Source organism: Bradyrhizobium sp. SZCCHNR2028 (assembly GCF_032380995.1).
Lineage (GTDB): Bacteria > Pseudomonadota > Alphaproteobacteria > Rhizobiales > Xanthobacteraceae > Bradyrhizobium.
In genome coordinates, this window is the sequence record NZ_JAUHJF010000003.1 from 38,289 (window position 1) to 54,626 (window position 16,338).

The following is a 16,338-nucleotide window of genomic DNA, read 5'->3' on the forward strand; positions in this document are numbered from 1 at the left end:
CTGCCGATAACGCGGAGCGACGGCAGCCCCCGCCTGGGCCGGGCCAATCAGCCGCGGCGCTTGGCCTTGGCCTTCTTTCCACCCGGCGCCTTCGCCCGCGAGGGTCTGTCTGAATACGTCTGTCCGCCGTGGCTGGACTTGTCGCGATGCTGCTTTTTGTTCGCGAACGCCGGCTGTTGGCCGGGTTTCGCCGGCCCCTCGCGATGCGGCTTGCCGCGCGGCTTGGCGTCCCTGCCCCCGCGCGGCTCATCGCGCTGCAGCGGATGGTAGGCCGTCTCGTCCGCCTCGCGCCGCGGCGGCCGCTTGTCGGCGCGCGGCCTGTCCGGCGACGCCTGCCCCGAGGGCGCGCCCGCCAGCGGCTCGATCCGGATATTGTCCTCCTTGTCGGGACGACGGATGTTCGCAGTGAAAGCGTCGGCGACGCGCGCGGCGATCTCGAACTCGGTCGTCGTGTCCTGGATCTTGATGGCGCCGATGTCGTGCTTGTCGATGCCGCCGCGGCGGCAGATCATCGGCAGCAGCCAGCGCGCTTCCGCATTCTTCCTGCGCCCGATCGCCGCCCGGAACCAGATGCTCGGCTCGCCCATGCCGTGGCGCGCCGACGGCTTCCCCGTCTTCGTTCGGGGCGACGGTGGCCGCTCCTCGCCGCGCGCCGGCCTGACGGTGTCGCGACCGCGATCCTCGCGCGCACGGCCACGATCCTGGCCCGGATCGAGAATGTCCTCGGGCGACGGCAGCCGCGCGCGATAGAGCCGCGCCAATGCGGCGGCGATGTCCTCGGCCGACCGCTCCGCCAGCAGCGCCTGCGCGAGCGCCAGATCCTCCGCCGTCGTCTCCTCGGTGAACACCTGGTCGTGGAGCATGCGCTCCTGATCGAGCTTGCGGATCTCGTCCGCCTGCGGCGCCGCGCCCCACGCGGCCTCGATGCCGGCGAGGTTCAGCAGCGTTTCCGCCCGCCGTCGGCGGGCCGGCGGCACCAGCAGCACGCTGACGCCCTTGCGGCCGGCGCGGCCGGTGCGACCCGAGCGATGCTGCATCACCTCGGGATCATTCGGCAGCTCGGCGTGGACGACGAGGTCGAGCTTCGCGAGATCGATGCCGCGTGCTGCGACGTCGGTTGCCACGCACACCCGCGCGCGCCCGTCGCGCAGCGACTGCAGCGCCGTGGTCCGCTCGTTCTGGGTCAGCTCACCCGACAGCGCGACGACGGAAAAGCCGCGCTCCAGCAGCGCCGCCTGCAGATGGCGCACCTTCTCGCGGGTGTTGCAGAACACGATCGCGCTCGGCGACTCGTAGAAGCGCAGCACGTTGACGACCGCATGCTCGACATCGTCGGCGGCGATGCGGATGGCGCGGTACTCGATGTCGGCATGCCCGCCTTCGTCGCCCTCGACCTCGATCCGGAAGGCGTCGTCCTGATACTGTTTGGCCAGCGCGACGATGCCGCGCGGGAAAGTCGCCGAGAACAGCAGGGTCCGGCGCGTGTCCGGCGTGGTCTCGAGGATGAACTCGAGGTCCTCGCGAAAGCCGAGATTGAGCATCTCGTCGGCCTCGTCGAGCACCACGGCCTTCAGTTCCGAGATGTCGAGACGCCCGCGCCGCAGATGATCACACAGCCGCCCGGGCGTGCCGACGACGATATGGGCCCCTGCCTCCAGCTCGCGCTGCTCGCGGCGCGGATCCATGCCGCCGACGCAGGAGACGACGCGCGCGCCCGCGTGCTGATAAAGCCATGCGAGCTCGCGCTGGACCTGCAAGGCAAGCTCGCGCGTCGGCGCCACGATCAGCGCCAGCGGCGCGGTGGCCCGCTCGAACCGCTCGGCCTCGCCCAGCAGGTTGTTCGCGAGCGCCAGCCCATAGGCCACGGTCTTGCCCGAGCCGGTCTGCGCCGAAACCAGGAGGTCACGGTCGACGGCGTCATGCGCAAGCACGGCGAGCTGTACGGGCGTCGGAGTTTCATAATTGCGCTCGGCCAGAGCGCGGGCGAGCGGCGGATTCGTCGTGGGAAAGGACAAGTGACCGGAAACCTCGTTTCGATCCGGCTGCTTTACGCCATGCCGCGCCGGAACACGAGGGCCGTGAACGGTCAAATCCTGTCCTGCTCAGTGCGCCCAGCCTGGCCAGGCGATACCGATGGTCGACGGCCGCGCGGCCCGGAAGATGCGAGACGCATGGCCACCGCTGCGCCAGATCTCGGCTACTCGTCGCTCCACGGCCAATGCCAGTGACGCCAGCCCCAGTTGCGCGGACCGCTGGCGTCCATGGCCGCCTTCTGCTTGTCATCGAGCGAGTCGTAGAGCGCCTGAAACGCCGGCCGGACGATCTTGATCGCCTGCTGCATCGTGTCGAGCCGCTGCTCCGCCAGTGCGAGGCGGTCGGTCGCCTTGACCGGCGGCGTCGCCGGGCAGTCCTTCGTGATCAGCTCCGCCGCCTTGGCCGATGCCGCTTTGAGATCATCGAGCCGCGCCCGCTGCGCGTCGTTCGGCTTGATGGCGGCCTCGATCTGCGACATCCGCCATTCGGCAAATCCGGCCATGCGGGGATTGCAAAGGAAGCCGAAGCCCCGGCCGCCCATCATCCCCGGCCCCATCATCATGCCCGGGCCCCAACCTGGTCCGCCCGCCCCCGGCTGGGCAAAGCCCGGTGCGGCGGTGACGGTGACGATTGCGGCCGCGAAGACCAGCGCGCGTGGATCTAATCGCATTGCAGAACTCCTTGACGTGGCACCAATGACTTTGCGCAAACTAAGCGAGCGGCAAGCTTGCGTGCTTGAGCGAGATCAACGAGCCACGGACGAGCCATGGCGAATAGAGGAGATGACAACGATACGTAGCTATCGCTGGATATGGACGTCGGCGGTCGCATCGGGCTGCGGGACGCTGGCGCATATCGGCCTGATGGAGCTCAAGAGCCGGCTTCACCTATTGCCGCAGTTCGATCCCGCCTCGGCGCTTCTCGACACGCTCTCGCCCCTGTTCGCCCGAGCGATGCACGATGGGGCGCCGCTATGGTTGCTGTCGCAGCTCAACGGAGCCTTCCTGATCGGCCTGCTGTTCGGCCGCTTCTTCCATCGCCTGCCCGGCGGCAGCGGCGTCGCCAAAGGCTTCCTGCTCGGGCTCGCCGGCTGGGTGTTGCTCGGAATCGGGTTGTTTCCCGCCATCGGCCTTGGACCGTTCGCAACGTCGCTCGGGCTGGGCGCCGGCCCGGCGCTGTTTTCGCTGGCGATGGTCGAGGCGTACAGCGTCGTGCTGGGCGCCGTGTATGCGGCCCTGCAGAGACCGGATCCGAAGGCCGAGCTTCGCCGAGTCGGAGAAAGCGATCACGTCTGAGCGCCGCCGTCTCGGCTACTTCGAAAAGACCGAAATTTTTCGCTTTCGTTTTCTCGAAAATCATGTATGATCCGCGTCGTCCTGCCCCATGCAGAGGGACGTACGCGTCGTCACGAACGTCGGGTGCGGGATGCGGTGGCCGCAGTCATGCCGGACGCGCCTTCGGCGCAGACGACCGGCATGATTGCGGACGCGAAGTCGCAGCGTCCTGACACCCCGATGCTGGTGTTACGTTCGCGACGGCGCTCGAGGCGCCGCGCGGATCATGGTGGCCAACACGCTCGGCGCACCAGGGAGACTGCGTATAAGCGTGAAGACATCGCGCAGGGAATGCCGGTTGATCGGCTTTGCCTGTGGTACCTGCCGCCTGCATTTTTTTTCGCAGGCGGGCCATGGGTGAGGCCTTCACCCGGCATTCCCTGCACCCTCTCGTTTTGCAGAGGGTAAACAGGCCGCAGAACTCGGGCTGCTCATGCCGCGGGAATGCGAACGCACGTCTTCGAGATGCTCCCCACGCGCTCCGATCTCCGCTGTCGTCCCGGACAAGCCACGGCGCGCGTCAGCGCGACGCGGCGCCGATCCGGGACCCATACTCCACGGCGGATATGATGTGGAGGGTGTCAAACGATCGGCCTGCCCCAAACCGCTCCCTGGGGTTATGGGTGCCGGCTTTCGCCGGGACGACAGCGGAGCATGTGAGCAGCACTGAACGCGGCGTCGTATTCAATGCTGCTAGCAAACAACCGCCCCACGATCAGCAAGGTTGCGCGCCCATCGCACCGCGACCTCAAATCCGCACCGCACCAAACGCAGAGCAGCAAGCTGCATCTCCGCTGGCGCAATGGCATAGGAATTGCTGAACTCGCACATCAATTCGTCGCTTGCGGAGACCATCGAATGCTTGAAGGAGCCGAAGTCCGGCTGGCCGTCGATATCGGAGGCACGTTCACCGATATCGTTCTCGACATCGGCTGTCAGCGCCGGACACGCAAGCTGTTGACCACGCCGGCGCAGCCCGAGCAGGCCGTGCTCGACGGCGTCAGCCTCATTCTTGCCGACGCGAAGGCTCGCATCAGCGACATTGACGTCTTCATTCACGGCACCACGCTCGCGACCAACGCCATCATCGAGCGCCGCGGCGCCAGGACCGCGCTGATCGCCACGTCCGGCTTTCGCGATGTTCTGGATATTGGAACCGAGAGCCGCTACGACCAATACGATCTCTCGATCGACAAGCCGAAACCGCTGGTGCCGCGCTCCCTGCGCTTCACCGTGCCCGAGCGCGTCGATGCCCACGGAGACGTCAGGCTGCCGCTCGACGAAGCGGCGGTGCGTGCGCTGGTGCCGCAACTGCGCACGCTCGATGTCGCCAGCATCGCCATCGCCTTCCTCCACGCCTATGCCAATCCCGCGCATGAGCGCCGCGCCGCGGAGATCCTGGCCGAGGAAATGCCGGACATGTCGATCACCATGTCCTCGGCGGTCTGTCCCGAAATCCGGGAATACGAACGCACCTCGACCGCGGTCGCCAACGCCTATGTGCAGCCGCTGATGAACAGCTATCTCGCGCGCATGGAGCAGGCGCTAAGGATCGAGCAGTTCCGCGGCGCGATCTATCTCGTCACGTCGGGCGGCGGCGTCACCTCGATCGCGACCGCCCGGCGCTTCCCGGTGCGCCTCGTCGAATCCGGTCCTGCGGGCGGCGCCATCTTCGCCGGCCAGATCGCAGCAAGGCTCGGCGAGCGCAAGGTGCTGTCGTTCGACATGGGCGGCACCACCGCCAAGATCTGTCTGATCGAGAACTTCGAGCCGGAGAGCTCGCGCGTGTTCGAGGTCGATCGCGCCGCGCGCTTCCTGAAAGGCTCTGGCCTGCCGGTGCGCATCCCCGTCATCGAGATGGTCGAGATCGGCGCCGGCGGCGGCTCGATTGCGCGGATCGACGCAATGAAGCGCGTCACCGTCGGCCCTGAGAGCGCCTCCTCCGAGCCCGGTCCTGCGTGCTACGGCCGCGGCGGCCAGCGTCCTGCCGTGACCGATTCCGACGTCGCACTCGGCATGATCGATCCCGATGCGTTCGCCGGCGGCACCATCAAGCTCGATCCCGAGCTGTCGAGACAGGCCCTGCTCCGCGACGTCGGCGCGCCGCTCGGCCTCGATGCCGAGACCGCGGCTTATGCGGTGCATGAAGTCGTTTGCGAGAACATGGCGAGCGCGGCGCGCGTCCACGCCGTCGAGCGCGGCGCCGTGATTGGTCAGCACACGCTGATCGCGTTCGGCGGCGCGGCGCCGCTGCATGCCGCCCGCGTCGCCGAGAAGATCGGCGTCGCCAGGGTGATCGTGCCGTCCAACGCCGGCGTCGGCTCGGCGGTCGGATTCCTCGCGGCACCCATCGCTTATGAGCTGGTGCGCAGCCGCCATGCCCGGCTCGATGATTTCGATCCGACGCTCGTCTCGGGCCTGCTGCAGGAGATGGCGGACGAGGCGCGTGCGCTGGTCGAGCCGGGTGCGGCTGGAGCTGCGGTGCGCGAGCGCCGCGCCGCCTTCATGCGCTATGTCGGCCAGGGTCACGAGATCAATGTCGAGCTGCCGAACCGCCCGCTCACCGCGCACGACCTGCCAGCACTGCGCGCCTCGTTCGAGGCGGGCTATGCCGCCTTGTTCGAGCGCCCGATCCCCGGTGCAGCGATCGAGGTGCTGAGCTGGTCTGTGCTCGCGACCACGGACGCGCACCAACCGCCCGCTGTCGCCGAGGTGCAGCGCAAGCCCGCGGGGCAAGCCGCCGGCCATCGCAAATTCTTCGACGGCCGCGCCGGCCGCTTCGTCGACATCCCGCTGTATCGCCGCGAGCAGATGATGCCGGGCGCCGTCATCGCGGGACCGGCCGTGATCGCCGAGGACGAAACCTCGACCTTCATCTCCAACAGTTTTGACGCACATATCGACGGTGCCGGCAGCATCGTCATGGAACGGAAGGCGGCCTGAGATGAGCCAGTCCCAAGCGACGAGCCTGATCGACCTGCAGATCATGTGGCACCGGCTGATCGCCGTGGTCGAGGAGCAGGCCCAGGTGCTGCTGCGCACCGCCTTCAGCCCGATCGTGCGCGAATGCGGCGACCTCTCCGCCGGCGTGTTCGACCTGAAGGGCCGCATGCTGGCGCAGGCCGTCACCGGCACGCCCGGCCACGTCAACTCGATGGCCGAGTCGGTGAAGCACTTCATCGCGCATTTCCCGATTGCGGCGATGAAGCCGGGCGATGCCTACATCACCAACGATCCCTGGATGGGCACCGGCCATCTCAACGACTTCGTCGTCACCACGCCCTGCTTCAAGGACGGCGAGCCGGTCGCGCTGTTCTCCTGCACCAGCCATCTGATGGACATCGGCGGCATCGGCTTCGGCCCCGATGGCACCGACGTATTCATGGAAGGACTGTACATCCCGATGCTGAAGCTGATCGACCAGGGCGTCGTCAACGAGACGCTGATGGCGATGATCAGAGCGAATACACGCCTGCCGGTGGACACCGAGGGCGACACCTACTCGCTCGCCGCCTGCAACGATGTCGGCTGCCAGCGCCTGGTCGAGATGATGACCGAGTTCGGCATTGCCTCGCTCGATGAGCTCGGCGACTACATCTGCGACCGCTCGCGCGAGGCCGTCCTGGCCGAGATTGCCAAGCTGCCCAAGGGCACCTGGCGCAACGAGATGGTCGTCGACGGCTACGACGCGCCGGTGACTTTGAAGGCAGCGCTGACGATCTCGGACGACGGCATCCACGTCGATTTCGACGGCACGTCGAAGGCCTCGAAATTCGGCATCAACGTGCCGCTGTCCTACACCACGGCCTACACCGTGTTCGGGCTCGGCTGCGTCGTCGCCTCCGCGATCCCCAACAATGCCGGCTCGCTGTCGCCGCTCACTGTGTCAGCGCCATCGGGCGCGATCCTCAATGCGCCGAAGCCCGCGCCGGTCGCCTCGCGCCATGTCATCGGCCAGATGCTGCCCGACGTGGTGTTCGGCTGCCTGCGCCAGATCATCCCGGAGCGCGTGCCTGCCGAAGGCACCTCCTGCCTGTGGAATCTCAATGTGCGCGGCCAGACCCGCTCCGGCGCTGGCGGCAATTACGGATTCTCGATGGCGGTGACGAGCAATGGCGGCACCGGTGCCCGCTTCGACAAGGACGGGCTGTCGGCGACCGCGTACCCCTCCGGCGTGCGCGGCACGCCGGTCGAGATCGCGGAGACGCAGACGCCGCTGATCTTCTGGCGCAAGGAGCTGCGGCCGGATTCCGGCGGCGCCGGCCGCACCCGCGGCGGCCTCGGCCAGATCATCGAGGTCGGCAGCGGCGTCGATGCGCCGTTCGACATCCTCGCCGCCTTCGACCGCATCGATCACCCGCCGCGCGGCCGCGACGGCGGCCACAACGGCCAGGCCGGCTATGTCGGGCTCAAGTCAGGAAAGAAGCTGCGCGGCAAGGGTTTCCAGACCGTGCCGCCGGACGACCGGCTGGTGGTGCTGACACCCGGCGGTGCCGGCATCGGCGATCCCAGGGAGCGGGCCGCAGAGCTGGTGCGGAGCGATGTCGAGAGCGGACTGGTGTCGGCGGACAATGCAGCAAAGCTCTACGGACAGGCGCGGTGAGATCTCATGCCCGCCGGAACATTTGTGGCCTCATGGTTCGAGACGCGTCGCAAGGGCGACGCTCCTCACCATGAGGGTTTAGTACCGCGATCGATGCTGCACATTGACCATGAGAAAAGTCCTCATGGAGAGGATCAGCATCTTGCCGCGCAACGTACCCTCATCCTGAGGAGCCCGCCGCAGGCGGGCGTCTCGAAGGATGGCCGCGAGCATAGTGCTCGCCCAACCTTTTTCGATCTCATGCAAATAGCTCAGCAACGAACCCGGAGACACTCATGATCACGCGACGGACGTTCACGGCAGGTGCAGCTACCCTGCTCGCAGCCAGCCATGTCTCAACGAGGGCACGCGCCGCAACGACGACCTGGGACATGTCCACGGTCTGGCCCGACGGCAACTTCCACACCCAGAATGCGATGGCCTTTGCCGAGGAGGTGAAGAAGCAGACGGGCGGTGCGGTCAACATCACCGTGAAGGCCGGCGGTCAGCTTGGCTTCAAAGGGCCTGAGCATTTGCGCGCCGTGCGCGACGGCCTGGTGCCGCTGGCGGACGTGCTCAACATCCAGCAGGTCGGCGACGAGCCGTTCATGGGTGTCGAGAGCATCCCGTTCCTCGCCGGCTCGATGGACGAGCTCAAGGTGCTGCACAAATATGTGCGGCCCGAATATGAGAAGATCGCGGCGCGCAACAACCAGAAGATCCTCTACATCGTGCCGTGGCCGACGCAATATCTGCACCTCAAGGCCAAGGTTTCCGACGTCGCCGGGCTGAAGAACATCAAGATCCGCGTGCCCGACAAGAACGCGGTCGACATGCTCAACGCCATCGGCATGGCCGCTGTCATGATCCCCTGGGGCGAGACGATCCCGGCGCTGGCCTCGGGCGCCGTCGCCGGCGTCTCGACCTCGTCGGTATCGGGTGTCGACGGCAAGTTCTGGGAGTTCCTCAAATACGTCTACCCGACCAACCATGTGTGGTCGTCGCAGATGCTCAACGTGAACCTGGATTCCTGGAAGGCGCTGGCGCCCGAGCAGCAGACAATCATCACCGACGTCGCCGCGAAGATGGAGCCGACCTTCTGGGCCAACTCGGTCAAGGCCGACGTCGACAGCCTCAACCGGCTCAAGGAAGGCGGCATGGAAGTCGTTGCGGTCTCCGACGCCATGATGACGGAAATCCGGACCAAGACCGCGCCGCTGATGGACGCCTTCCTCAAGCGCGTGCCCGCCGCCGAAGCGCCGGTGAAGGCCTATCTCGCCGAGATGAAGCGTGGCTGAGGGCCTCGTGGAGCCGTCGCCGGGCCAGACGGCGAGCCTCAACGCAGCGGCGCCGGCGCCGCTGCGCATCCTGCTCGACGTCATCGACCGGCTCGGCCGGCTCGATGGCTGGATCGGCGGCGGTTGCCTGCTGACGCTGACGTTGCTGATGCTTGCCGAGGTCACGACGCGGGCACTGTCGAACGTGCTGCCGTTCTTCCCGCCGACGATCTCGATCGCCTGGGAATACTCGTCCTACCTGATGGCGGCCTCGTTCACCTTCGGCGCCGCCATGACGCTCCGCGTCGGCGGCCACATCCGCGTCGTGCTGCTCCTGAAGAACGTGCCGGCACCGCTGCAGCGCGCGATGGAGGTGCTGGCGGCAGCCGCCGGCTTCGCCTTCATGGCATTCCTGACCTGGGCGATGACGAAGTTCGCCTTTGGCTCGTTCATGCGCGGCCAGGTCTCGACCTCGAGCGACACGCCGCTGTGGTTTCCGCAGGCCGTCGTCACCTTCGGCATGCTGCTGCTGACCCTGCAATTCCTCGCGCGTGCAATCCAGGCCGCGCTGGGGCTGCCCGTGGAGGATCACCGGATGAAGGCCTCGCCGGTCGAATGAAAACGTCCTCCCTCCGTCATGCCCGGGCTTGTCCCGGGCATCCACGTCCCTCCCCGCCCGCCCCACTCACCGCGGACTCCGTCGCCTCATGACCATCGAAGTCATCGCCCTGTTCGCCATCCTGTTCGCGCTGCTCGCCGGCGGCCTGTGGATCGGGCTGACGCTTGCCTTCACCGCAACCCTGCTGCTGGCGATGTTCCGGTCGATCCCGCTGGACAAGCTGCTTCCGCAATATGCCTGGAACATCCTGACCACCCAGGAGCTGCTGGCGCTGCCGCTGTTCATCCTGATGGGCGAGCTGCTATTCCGCACCCGGCTGTCGCGCTCGCTGTTCCAGGGCCTGGCGCCGTGGGCCGGCCTGCTGCCGGGCCGCCTGCTCCACGTCAATGTCATCGGCTGCACCATCTTCGCCGCGATCTCCGGCTCGTCGGCGGCGACGACGCAGGTGATCGGCCGGATGTCGCTCAACGAGCTGCTGCGCCGCGGCTATTCGCGCGACATCGCGATCGGCTCGCTCGCCGGCGCCGGCACGCTCGGCTTCCTGATCCCGCCGTCGAACATCATGATCATCTATGGCGTGCTCGGCGACGTCTCGATCCTCAAGCTGTTCACCGCCGGCGTGCTGCCGGGGCTGCTGCTGGCCGGCACCTTCATGGGCTGGGTGATGCTGCACACCACGCTGAAGCCTTCGATGGTGCCGAAGGCGGAGGCGCTGCTGTCGCAGGTCCCCTGGGCCGAGCGCTTCGCGGCGCTGAAGGACCTGGCGCCGGCCCTGTTCCTGATCGCCTGCGTGCTCGGCTCGATGTATGGCGGCCTCGCCACGCCGTCGGAGGCCGCCGCCGTCGGCGTGCTCGGCGCGGCGCTGGTCGCCTATTTTCAGGGGTCGATGTCGCAGCAGGTGGTGCGCGACGTGATGATCGGCTCGGTCATCACCTGCTCGATGATCGCGCTGATCGTGCTCGGCGCGTCGGTCCTCGGCAACGCCGCAGCCTTTCTCGGCATCCCGCAGGCCGTGGCCGCCTTCGTGAAGGGGCTCGGCCTGTCGCCGTTCATGCTGATCGCCGTGCTGATCGTGTTCTACCTGATCCTCGGCTGCTTTCTCGACGGCTTCTCGATGATCGTGATGACGCTCCCGATCGTGCTGCCGATCGTGAAGGGCGCCGGCTTCGACGAGGTCTGGTTCGGGATCTTCCTGGTGCTTGCCGTCGAGATGGCCCAGATCACGCCGCCGGTCGGCTTCAACCTGTTCGTGATTCAGGGACTGACGGAGGACGGTCTCGGCTACATCGCCCGCGTGACCGCCCCCTACCTCGTCATCATGATCGCCTTCGTGCTGCTGCTCACGCTGTTCCCGGGCATCGTGACCATCCTGCCACGATTGCTCTACGGGTAGCGCTTGTCAGGCCGCGCGCATCCCGTCGAGGAACTTCTGCACCTCGGCCTTCAGCCGCAGGCTCTCGCTGGACAGCGCCTGGGCCGAGGCGAACATCCGGTTGGAGCTTTCGCCGGTCTCGCCTGCCCCACGTGCCGCGCTACGGATGTTCTCGACGACCTCTGCGGTGCCGGTCGCGGCCGAGCGGACGCTCTGGGTGATGTTCTGCGTGGCGGCGCGCTGCTGTTCGACGGCGGCCGAGATCGAGGCGGCGATCCCGTTGATGCGCTCGATGGTCGAGCCGATCGCCTTGATGGCGTCGACCGATTCCTGGGTCACGGTCTGCATGTTGGCGATCTGGCTGGAGATCTCCTCCGTCGCCTTGGCGGTCTGCCCGGCCAGGGTCTTGACCTCCTGAGCGACCACCGCGAAGCCGCGGCCAGCATCGCCGGCCCGGGCCGCCTCGATGGTGGCGTTGAGCGCCAGCAGGTTGGTCTGCTCGGCGATCGAGGTGATCAGCTTGACGACGTCGCCTATGCGGTTGCCGGCGTCGGACAGCTCCTTGATGCGCTGGTCGGTCGCGGTGGCTTGGTTGACTGCCTCGGCGGCGATGGCGTTGGACTCCTGCACGCGACGGATGATCTCGGCGATCGAGCCGGACAGCTCGTCCGAGGCAACGGCCGCGGTGCGGACGTGCTCGGAAGCGGTTTCCGAAGCGCCGGCCGAATGGCCGGACAGGTCGGCGGTGGTCCGCGCGGTCTGGGTGAGCTGGCGCGCCTCGCGCTCGAACTCGCCCGACGAGGTCAAGACGTTCTCGATGATGCCGCCGATGCTGGCCTGGAACGAATCGACGAAACGCTGCAGCTCGGCCTTGCGCTGCTCGACGGCCGCGGCGGCCGCAGCCGTCTGCTCCTCGCGCATCCGGCGCCGCTCACTCGCGGCACTGCGGAACACGACCAGGCTGCGGGCGATCTCACCGATCTCGTCGCTGCGGTCATCGGACTTGATCGCAACGTCCTCGCGGCCCTCGGCGATGGCGGTGAGCGCATCGGTCACCGCGGCGAGAGGCTTGGTGACGCGGCGCACCGCCAGCATGGTCAGGCCGAGCACCAGCAGCGCGGCGATCGCAGCGGCGACGACCATGGTCCGCATCGCCTGCGACAGCATGGCGTCGAGCTCGGCCATGGGCACGCCGACATACAGAATGCCGATCACCTTTCCAGCCGGATTGGTGACGGGAAAATAAGCGGTCATGAACGACTTGCCGAACAGCGTCGCGGGGCCCTTGTAAGCCTCGCCGCGGCGCAGCAGCGCCTGCGCCGGATGATCCGCGGCAAGCTGGGTGCCCACGGCGCGGTCGCCATTCTCCTTCTTCACGTTGGTCGAGCGGCGGACGAACTGGCCGCTGTCATCGACCACGAACAGCGTGGCGCTGCCGCCGACATAGGACACCGCGCGATCGACGATCGCGTGATCCTTGATCTCGGGAATCGCCGTAATCTCGATGCGCGTAACGACGCCGTTCTGCACGCTGACTTTCGCGTCCTTGAACGTTTCGGTGAACGTCAGCGCAAAGGTGCGCAGATTGCCTTCGATGTCGCGCTTGGCGCGGTCGGCGAAGTCAGAGGACAGCGACCAGTACGCTGCGCCGACGACCAGGGCGGTATTCAGGGCGATCACGACAACGGCGCCGATCAGCGCCTTGGTGCCGAGCTTCAATTTGACGGACACGTCATAAACCTTCCAGGGGAACTGCAACTGAATCTCAAAGTGCCCGTAGTTCGTTTCAAAGCAGTTATTTTCCGGAACGTAGAATACCGGAACTCTCTATAAAAACGGCAGTAAGATACCCTGATCATGTCCTCCTCCCCCATCATCGTGTGGTTTCGCGAGAGCCTGCGGCTCTCTGACCACCCCGCGTTGTATGAAGCAGCAAGGTCGGGCACTCGGATCGTTTGTAGTTACGTCCACGATCAGGAAAGCCCTGGGTTGCGTCCGCTCGGCGGCGCGACGCGCTGGCGGCTCGCGCAATCGTTGCGTGCACTCCAGGCCGATCTACATGCGCTCGGCGCCGGGCTCGTGATCCGCCGCGGAGCCGCGGCCGAGGTGCTCTGCGAACTGGCGCGTGAGACCAAGGCCGGCGCGGTGTACTGGAACGATGTCGCGCAGGCCGCTCCCCGCGCCGTGGCTGCCGATGTCGAAGCAGCACTCGCCGAGATCGGCGTCTCTTCACGCGTGCTTCCCGATGACCTTCTGGTCGATCCGGCCGAGTTGCGCGGCAAGGATGGACGCGGGCCGCGCGTGTTCACGCCGTTCTGGAAGCGCGTGCTCGCTCTGGGTGATCCGCCGAAGCCGCTGCCGCGGCCGGCCCGGCTGTCGCACGGCCCCGGCGGCGCGAGCTTGCCGATCGACGAGCTCGCGCTCGAGCCACGCAAGCCCGACTGGGCGGGCGGTCTGCGCGCGTCATGGCAAGCCGGCGAGCGCGCGGCACAGGCGCGCCTCGCCAGCTTTCTCGAAACGGCCGTTCAGACCTATGCCGCCGATCGCGACCGGCCCGACATCGAGGCGACCTCCCGGCTGTCGCCGCATCTGCGCTTCGGCGAGATCAGCCCGCGCCAGGTCTGGCATGCGGCGCGATTTGCCGCCGCCGAGCGTCCGGCTTCCGCCGCCGGCATCGACAAGTTCCTGAGCGAGCTCGGCTGGCGCGAGTTCAGCCGCCACCTGCTCTACAACAATCCCGACCTCGCAACCCGCAACCTGCAGCCGTCATTCGACGCCTTTCCCTGGGCTCAGGATGATGCAGCGCTGCAAGCCTGGCAGCGCGGGCGAACCGGATATCCGATCGTCGACGCCGGCATGCGCGAGCTCTGGCATACCGGAAGCATGCACAACCGCGTCCGTATGGTGGTCGCCTCGCTGCTCGTGAAGCACCTTCTGATCGACTGGCGGCTCGGCGAACAGTGGTTCTGGGACACGCTGGTCGACGCCGACCCGGGCAGCAATCCGGCAAGTTGGCAATGGGTTGCAGGATCGGGCGCCGACGCCGCGCCGTACTTCCGCGTCTTCAATCCCGTGCTGCAGGGCGAGAAGTTCGATTCTCACGGGACCTATGTCCGCCGCTGGGTGCCGGAGCTGGCGCGCCTGCCGGCCGCGCTGGTCCACCAGCCCTGGGCGGCAAAGCCGCTCGAGCTCGCGGAGGCCGGGGTTGCACTCGGCCGCACCTACCCGGCGCCGTTCGTGGATCACAAGCCCGGGCGGGAGCGCGCGCTGGCAGCCTACGCGAGCTTGCGCACAAGTGATTAGTTGGGGTGCGCTTTGACAGCACGGAGAATCCAGCTATCGTCGCAGGGTTTCCAACAAATCGGGGGACCCGATATGGACGACACTCCACTCTCTGATCCGACCGAGACCGAGACCAGCATGCCCGCCGAGGCGCCGAAGGATCCGGTGATCACGACGGCACCTAAGGCCCGGCGAGCGGCCAAGAAGACCGCGAAGAAGACCTCCAAGAAGGCTGCACCCAAGCGGGCCGCCGCCAAGGCCAAGAAGGTCGCGACCAAGAAGTCCGCCAAGAAGACTGTGAAGAAGACCGTGAAGAAGGCGGCCAAGAAAGCTGCGAAGAAGACGGCCAAGAAGGCCACCAAGAAAGCGGCCAAGAAGACGAAGAAGGCCAAGCGCTGATTCTGCTCGGCCCGGCCTGAAGGCAGGCGATCGGCTTGCCCCGGCCGACTCGGCGAAACAATCCAGTGCCCGGTCGTGGGGACAATCTGGCGCTGGATTGTTTCGTGTGGTGTGGTCCGGATGCCGGCCCGGAACCACGATCCGGTGTCCAGGGCATAACGCAGCATACATGCTGCAACCCGGCGCGACGATCGGAGCCGTCGGAGAGGCCAGCGTCTCGAGGAGGAACGTCGTCCTCACCAGACGTCAGGACAGGGGTCGACGATCTTCCAGAGCTCGATGCCGTTCTTGATCCGCTTCATCTCGGTGGTGAGCCCGCCGTTGCGCCGGATCCAGTCCTTCACCGAATCGGGGTAATAGGACATCAGCTCGGACGTCCCCTCCACGCTGGTGACCTTGATGCCGAACGTGAACGCCTTGTCGTAATAGGCCTGGTGGAAGCCGAGGCTGGCCCTGGGCGTGACGCAGATCCTGTTGAGCGGCACCAAGCCGAAGACGAGCGTACAGGCCGAATTGCAGATGCCATCGATGGTGACGCGCTGATGCGTTTCCCGGATGTGCTTGTACTTGGCCTTGTACTCTTCGATGTAGCCACCATGATCGCGCGTAATGTGCAAATCCGCACGCACCGGGCTAGCGGCGACCAGCAGGAGCACGACGCTTGGGATCAGGCGATTCATGGATCGGACGGGCAAACCCGGTCTTTTCTGGCGCTGTCGCGACAACGCCTCGAGCCCAATGCACGACGGCACTGCCGGACCTTGTCATGGCTCCTTAAGCATGCGGAAAAGGCCAAAATTTTGACGAACTATCGCCTTTTGCGCACCCTTTCCGCCACTTCCGCGTTAGGCTACCGGCCAGACGGCCGGCCTTGACGTCGTTTTCCGGAGAAGAGAAAAGTCATGAGCAAGCTCGCATCCCTCGCCGCCGCCTTGATCGTGTCAACTGCCGCCCTGGTGCCCGCCACGTCCGAGGCACGCAGCCATCATCGGCATCATCGCCACCACTACGGGCTGCCCTACGCCATCAGCTTCCTGCACAATTATGGCCCCGGCCCGCTGCCCGGCACCTTTGCGTTCTATGACGGTCCTTCCACCAACCACTGCTACCAGAGCTCGGCCGCCTATATCGGCCAGGACCGACGCCGGCATCCCTGCTTCTGATGCCATCCGGGGACGCTGAGCCAGCTTCGGCGAACGACCATTCATGCGCGGCGGAGGCTGGCCTTGCCCATCCAAGTCTGATATCCCGGTGACGCGGGAGATTTGGCCCGCACCGCGCGCTCGTAGCTCAGCTGGATAGAGCATCGGATTTCGATTCCGAGGGTCGGGAGTTCGAATCTCTCCGAGCGCGCCAGCCATCACCCGACCCAGCACTCGACCCTTGAGCCCGTACCACCCGACGCTGCGGGCGGCATGTCCAGATGATCTCCGGCGACG

General features: G+C 66.6%; 13 protein-coding genes and 1 tRNA gene. 10 read left to right on the forward strand and 4 right to left on the reverse strand.

Annotated features, from left to right (window positions below):
• Nucleotides 1-47: 47 nt before the first annotated feature.
• Both QX121_RS06160 and QX121_RS06165 read right to left on the reverse strand, forming a co-directional pair.
• Nucleotides 48-2,015 (reverse strand): DEAD/DEAH box helicase, encoded by a 1,968-nt coding sequence (locus tag QX121_RS06160; protein ID WP_315811444.1) that lies wholly within the window; start codon nucleotides 2,013-2,015, stop codon nucleotides 48-50.
• Between the two features lie 182 nt (nucleotides 2,016-2,197).
• A complete protein-coding gene (locus tag QX121_RS06165) occupies nucleotides 2,198-2,704 on the reverse strand; it encodes a Spy/CpxP family protein refolding chaperone (protein WP_315737670.1) in 507 nt (168 codons plus the stop codon).
• A gap of 112 nt (nucleotides 2,705-2,816) precedes the next feature.
• On the opposite strand from QX121_RS06165, the gene QX121_RS06170 reads away from it, so the two are divergent.
• From QX121_RS06170 to QX121_RS06195, 6 genes are all read left to right on the forward strand, one after another.
• On the forward strand, nucleotides 2,817-3,329 hold the full coding sequence (locus tag QX121_RS06170; protein WP_315776578.1) for a DUF6789 family protein: 513 nt from the start codon (nucleotides 2,817-2,819) through the stop codon (nucleotides 3,327-3,329).
• An 897-nt stretch (nucleotides 3,330-4,226) separates the two neighbouring features.
• The gene (locus QX121_RS06175) at nucleotides 4,227-6,311 is read left to right on the forward strand and encodes a hydantoinase/oxoprolinase family protein (protein WP_315811445.1); all 2,085 of its coding nucleotides are present in this window, start codon (nucleotides 4,227-4,229) and stop codon (nucleotides 6,309-6,311) included.
• Nucleotide 6,312: 1 nt separating this feature from the next.
• On the forward strand, nucleotides 6,313-7,971 hold the full coding sequence (locus QX121_RS06180) for a hydantoinase B/oxoprolinase family protein (RefSeq protein WP_315811446.1): 1,659 nt from the start codon (nucleotides 6,313-6,315) through the stop codon (nucleotides 7,969-7,971).
• A gap of 275 nt (nucleotides 7,972-8,246) precedes the next feature.
• Nucleotides 8,247-9,248, forward strand: a complete 1,002-nt coding sequence (locus QX121_RS06185; protein ID WP_315811447.1) for a TRAP transporter substrate-binding protein — start codon at nucleotides 8,247-8,249, stop codon at nucleotides 9,246-9,248.
• A complete protein-coding gene (locus QX121_RS06190; protein WP_315737665.1) occupies nucleotides 9,241-9,846 on the forward strand; it encodes a TRAP transporter small permease in 606 nt (201 codons plus the stop codon). Before QX121_RS06185 ends, QX121_RS06190 begins: the two co-directional genes overlap by 8 nt.
• A gap of 88 nt (nucleotides 9,847-9,934) precedes the next feature.
• Nucleotides 9,935-11,239, forward strand: a complete 1,305-nt coding sequence (locus QX121_RS06195; RefSeq protein ID WP_315811448.1) for a TRAP transporter large permease subunit — start codon at nucleotides 9,935-9,937, stop codon at nucleotides 11,237-11,239.
• Nucleotides 11,240-11,245: 6 nt separating this feature from the next.
• Here QX121_RS06195 and QX121_RS06200 read toward each other — a convergent pair whose 3' ends face one another.
• Nucleotides 11,246-12,949, reverse strand: a complete 1,704-nt coding sequence (locus QX121_RS06200) for a methyl-accepting chemotaxis protein (RefSeq protein WP_315737663.1) — start codon at nucleotides 12,947-12,949, stop codon at nucleotides 11,246-11,248.
• Nucleotides 12,950-13,075: 126 nt separating this feature from the next.
• On the opposite strand from QX121_RS06200, the gene QX121_RS06205 reads away from it, so the two are divergent.
• Nucleotides 13,076-14,521: a deoxyribodipyrimidine photo-lyase gene (locus QX121_RS06205; protein WP_315811449.1), complete on the forward strand. Its 1,446-nt coding sequence runs from the start codon at nucleotides 13,076-13,078 to the stop codon at nucleotides 14,519-14,521.
• Nucleotides 14,522-14,593: 72 nt separating this feature from the next.
• A complete protein-coding gene (locus tag QX121_RS06210) occupies nucleotides 14,594-14,899 on the forward strand; it encodes a histone (RefSeq protein WP_315811450.1) in 306 nt (101 codons plus the stop codon).
• Nucleotides 14,900-15,135: 236 nt separating this feature from the next.
• Here QX121_RS06210 and QX121_RS06215 read toward each other — a convergent pair whose 3' ends face one another.
• Complete coding sequence (locus QX121_RS06215; RefSeq protein WP_315811451.1) at nucleotides 15,136-15,579, reverse strand: hypothetical protein; 444 nt, start codon at nucleotides 15,577-15,579, stop codon at nucleotides 15,136-15,138.
• Between the two features lie 222 nt (nucleotides 15,580-15,801).
• Between QX121_RS06215 and QX121_RS06220 the strand changes: the two genes are divergently transcribed.
• Nucleotides 15,802-16,062 carry a hypothetical protein gene (locus QX121_RS06220; RefSeq protein WP_315737659.1) on the forward strand — a complete coding sequence of 87 codons (261 nt, stop codon included), beginning with the start codon at nucleotides 15,802-15,804 and terminating at the stop codon, nucleotides 16,060-16,062.
• A 116-nt stretch (nucleotides 16,063-16,178) separates the two neighbouring features.
• Nucleotides 16,179-16,255: transfer RNA gene (locus QX121_RS06225), tRNA-Arg, on the forward strand.
• Nucleotides 16,256-16,338 lie beyond the last annotated feature (83 nt).

Coding starts and splice junctions, on each gene's coding strand:
- QX121_RS06165 (WP_315737670.1), bottom strand. CDS start 2,704: ATGCGATTAGATCCACGCGCGCTGGTCTTCGCGGCCGCAATCGTCACC.
- QX121_RS06170 (WP_315776578.1), top strand. CDS start 2,817: ATGACAACGATACGTAGCTATCGCTGGATATGGACGTCGGCGGTCGCA.
- QX121_RS06175 (WP_315811445.1), top strand. CDS start 4,227: ATGCTTGAAGGAGCCGAAGTCCGGCTGGCCGTCGATATCGGAGGCACG.
- QX121_RS06180 (WP_315811446.1), top strand. CDS start 6,313: ATGAGCCAGTCCCAAGCGACGAGCCTGATCGACCTGCAGATCATGTGG.
- QX121_RS06185 (WP_315811447.1), top strand. CDS start 8,247: ATGATCACGCGACGGACGTTCACGGCAGGTGCAGCTACCCTGCTCGCA.
- QX121_RS06195 (WP_315811448.1), top strand. CDS start 9,935: ATGACCATCGAAGTCATCGCCCTGTTCGCCATCCTGTTCGCGCTGCTC.
- QX121_RS06205 (WP_315811449.1), top strand. CDS start 13,076: ATGTCCTCCTCCCCCATCATCGTGTGGTTTCGCGAGAGCCTGCGGCTC.
- QX121_RS06210 (WP_315811450.1), top strand. CDS start 14,594: ATGGACGACACTCCACTCTCTGATCCGACCGAGACCGAGACCAGCATG.
- QX121_RS06215 (WP_315811451.1), bottom strand. CDS start 15,579: ATGAATCGCCTGATCCCAAGCGTCGTGCTCCTGCTGGTCGCCGCTAGC.
- QX121_RS06220 (WP_315737659.1), top strand. CDS start 15,802: ATGAGCAAGCTCGCATCCCTCGCCGCCGCCTTGATCGTGTCAACTGCC.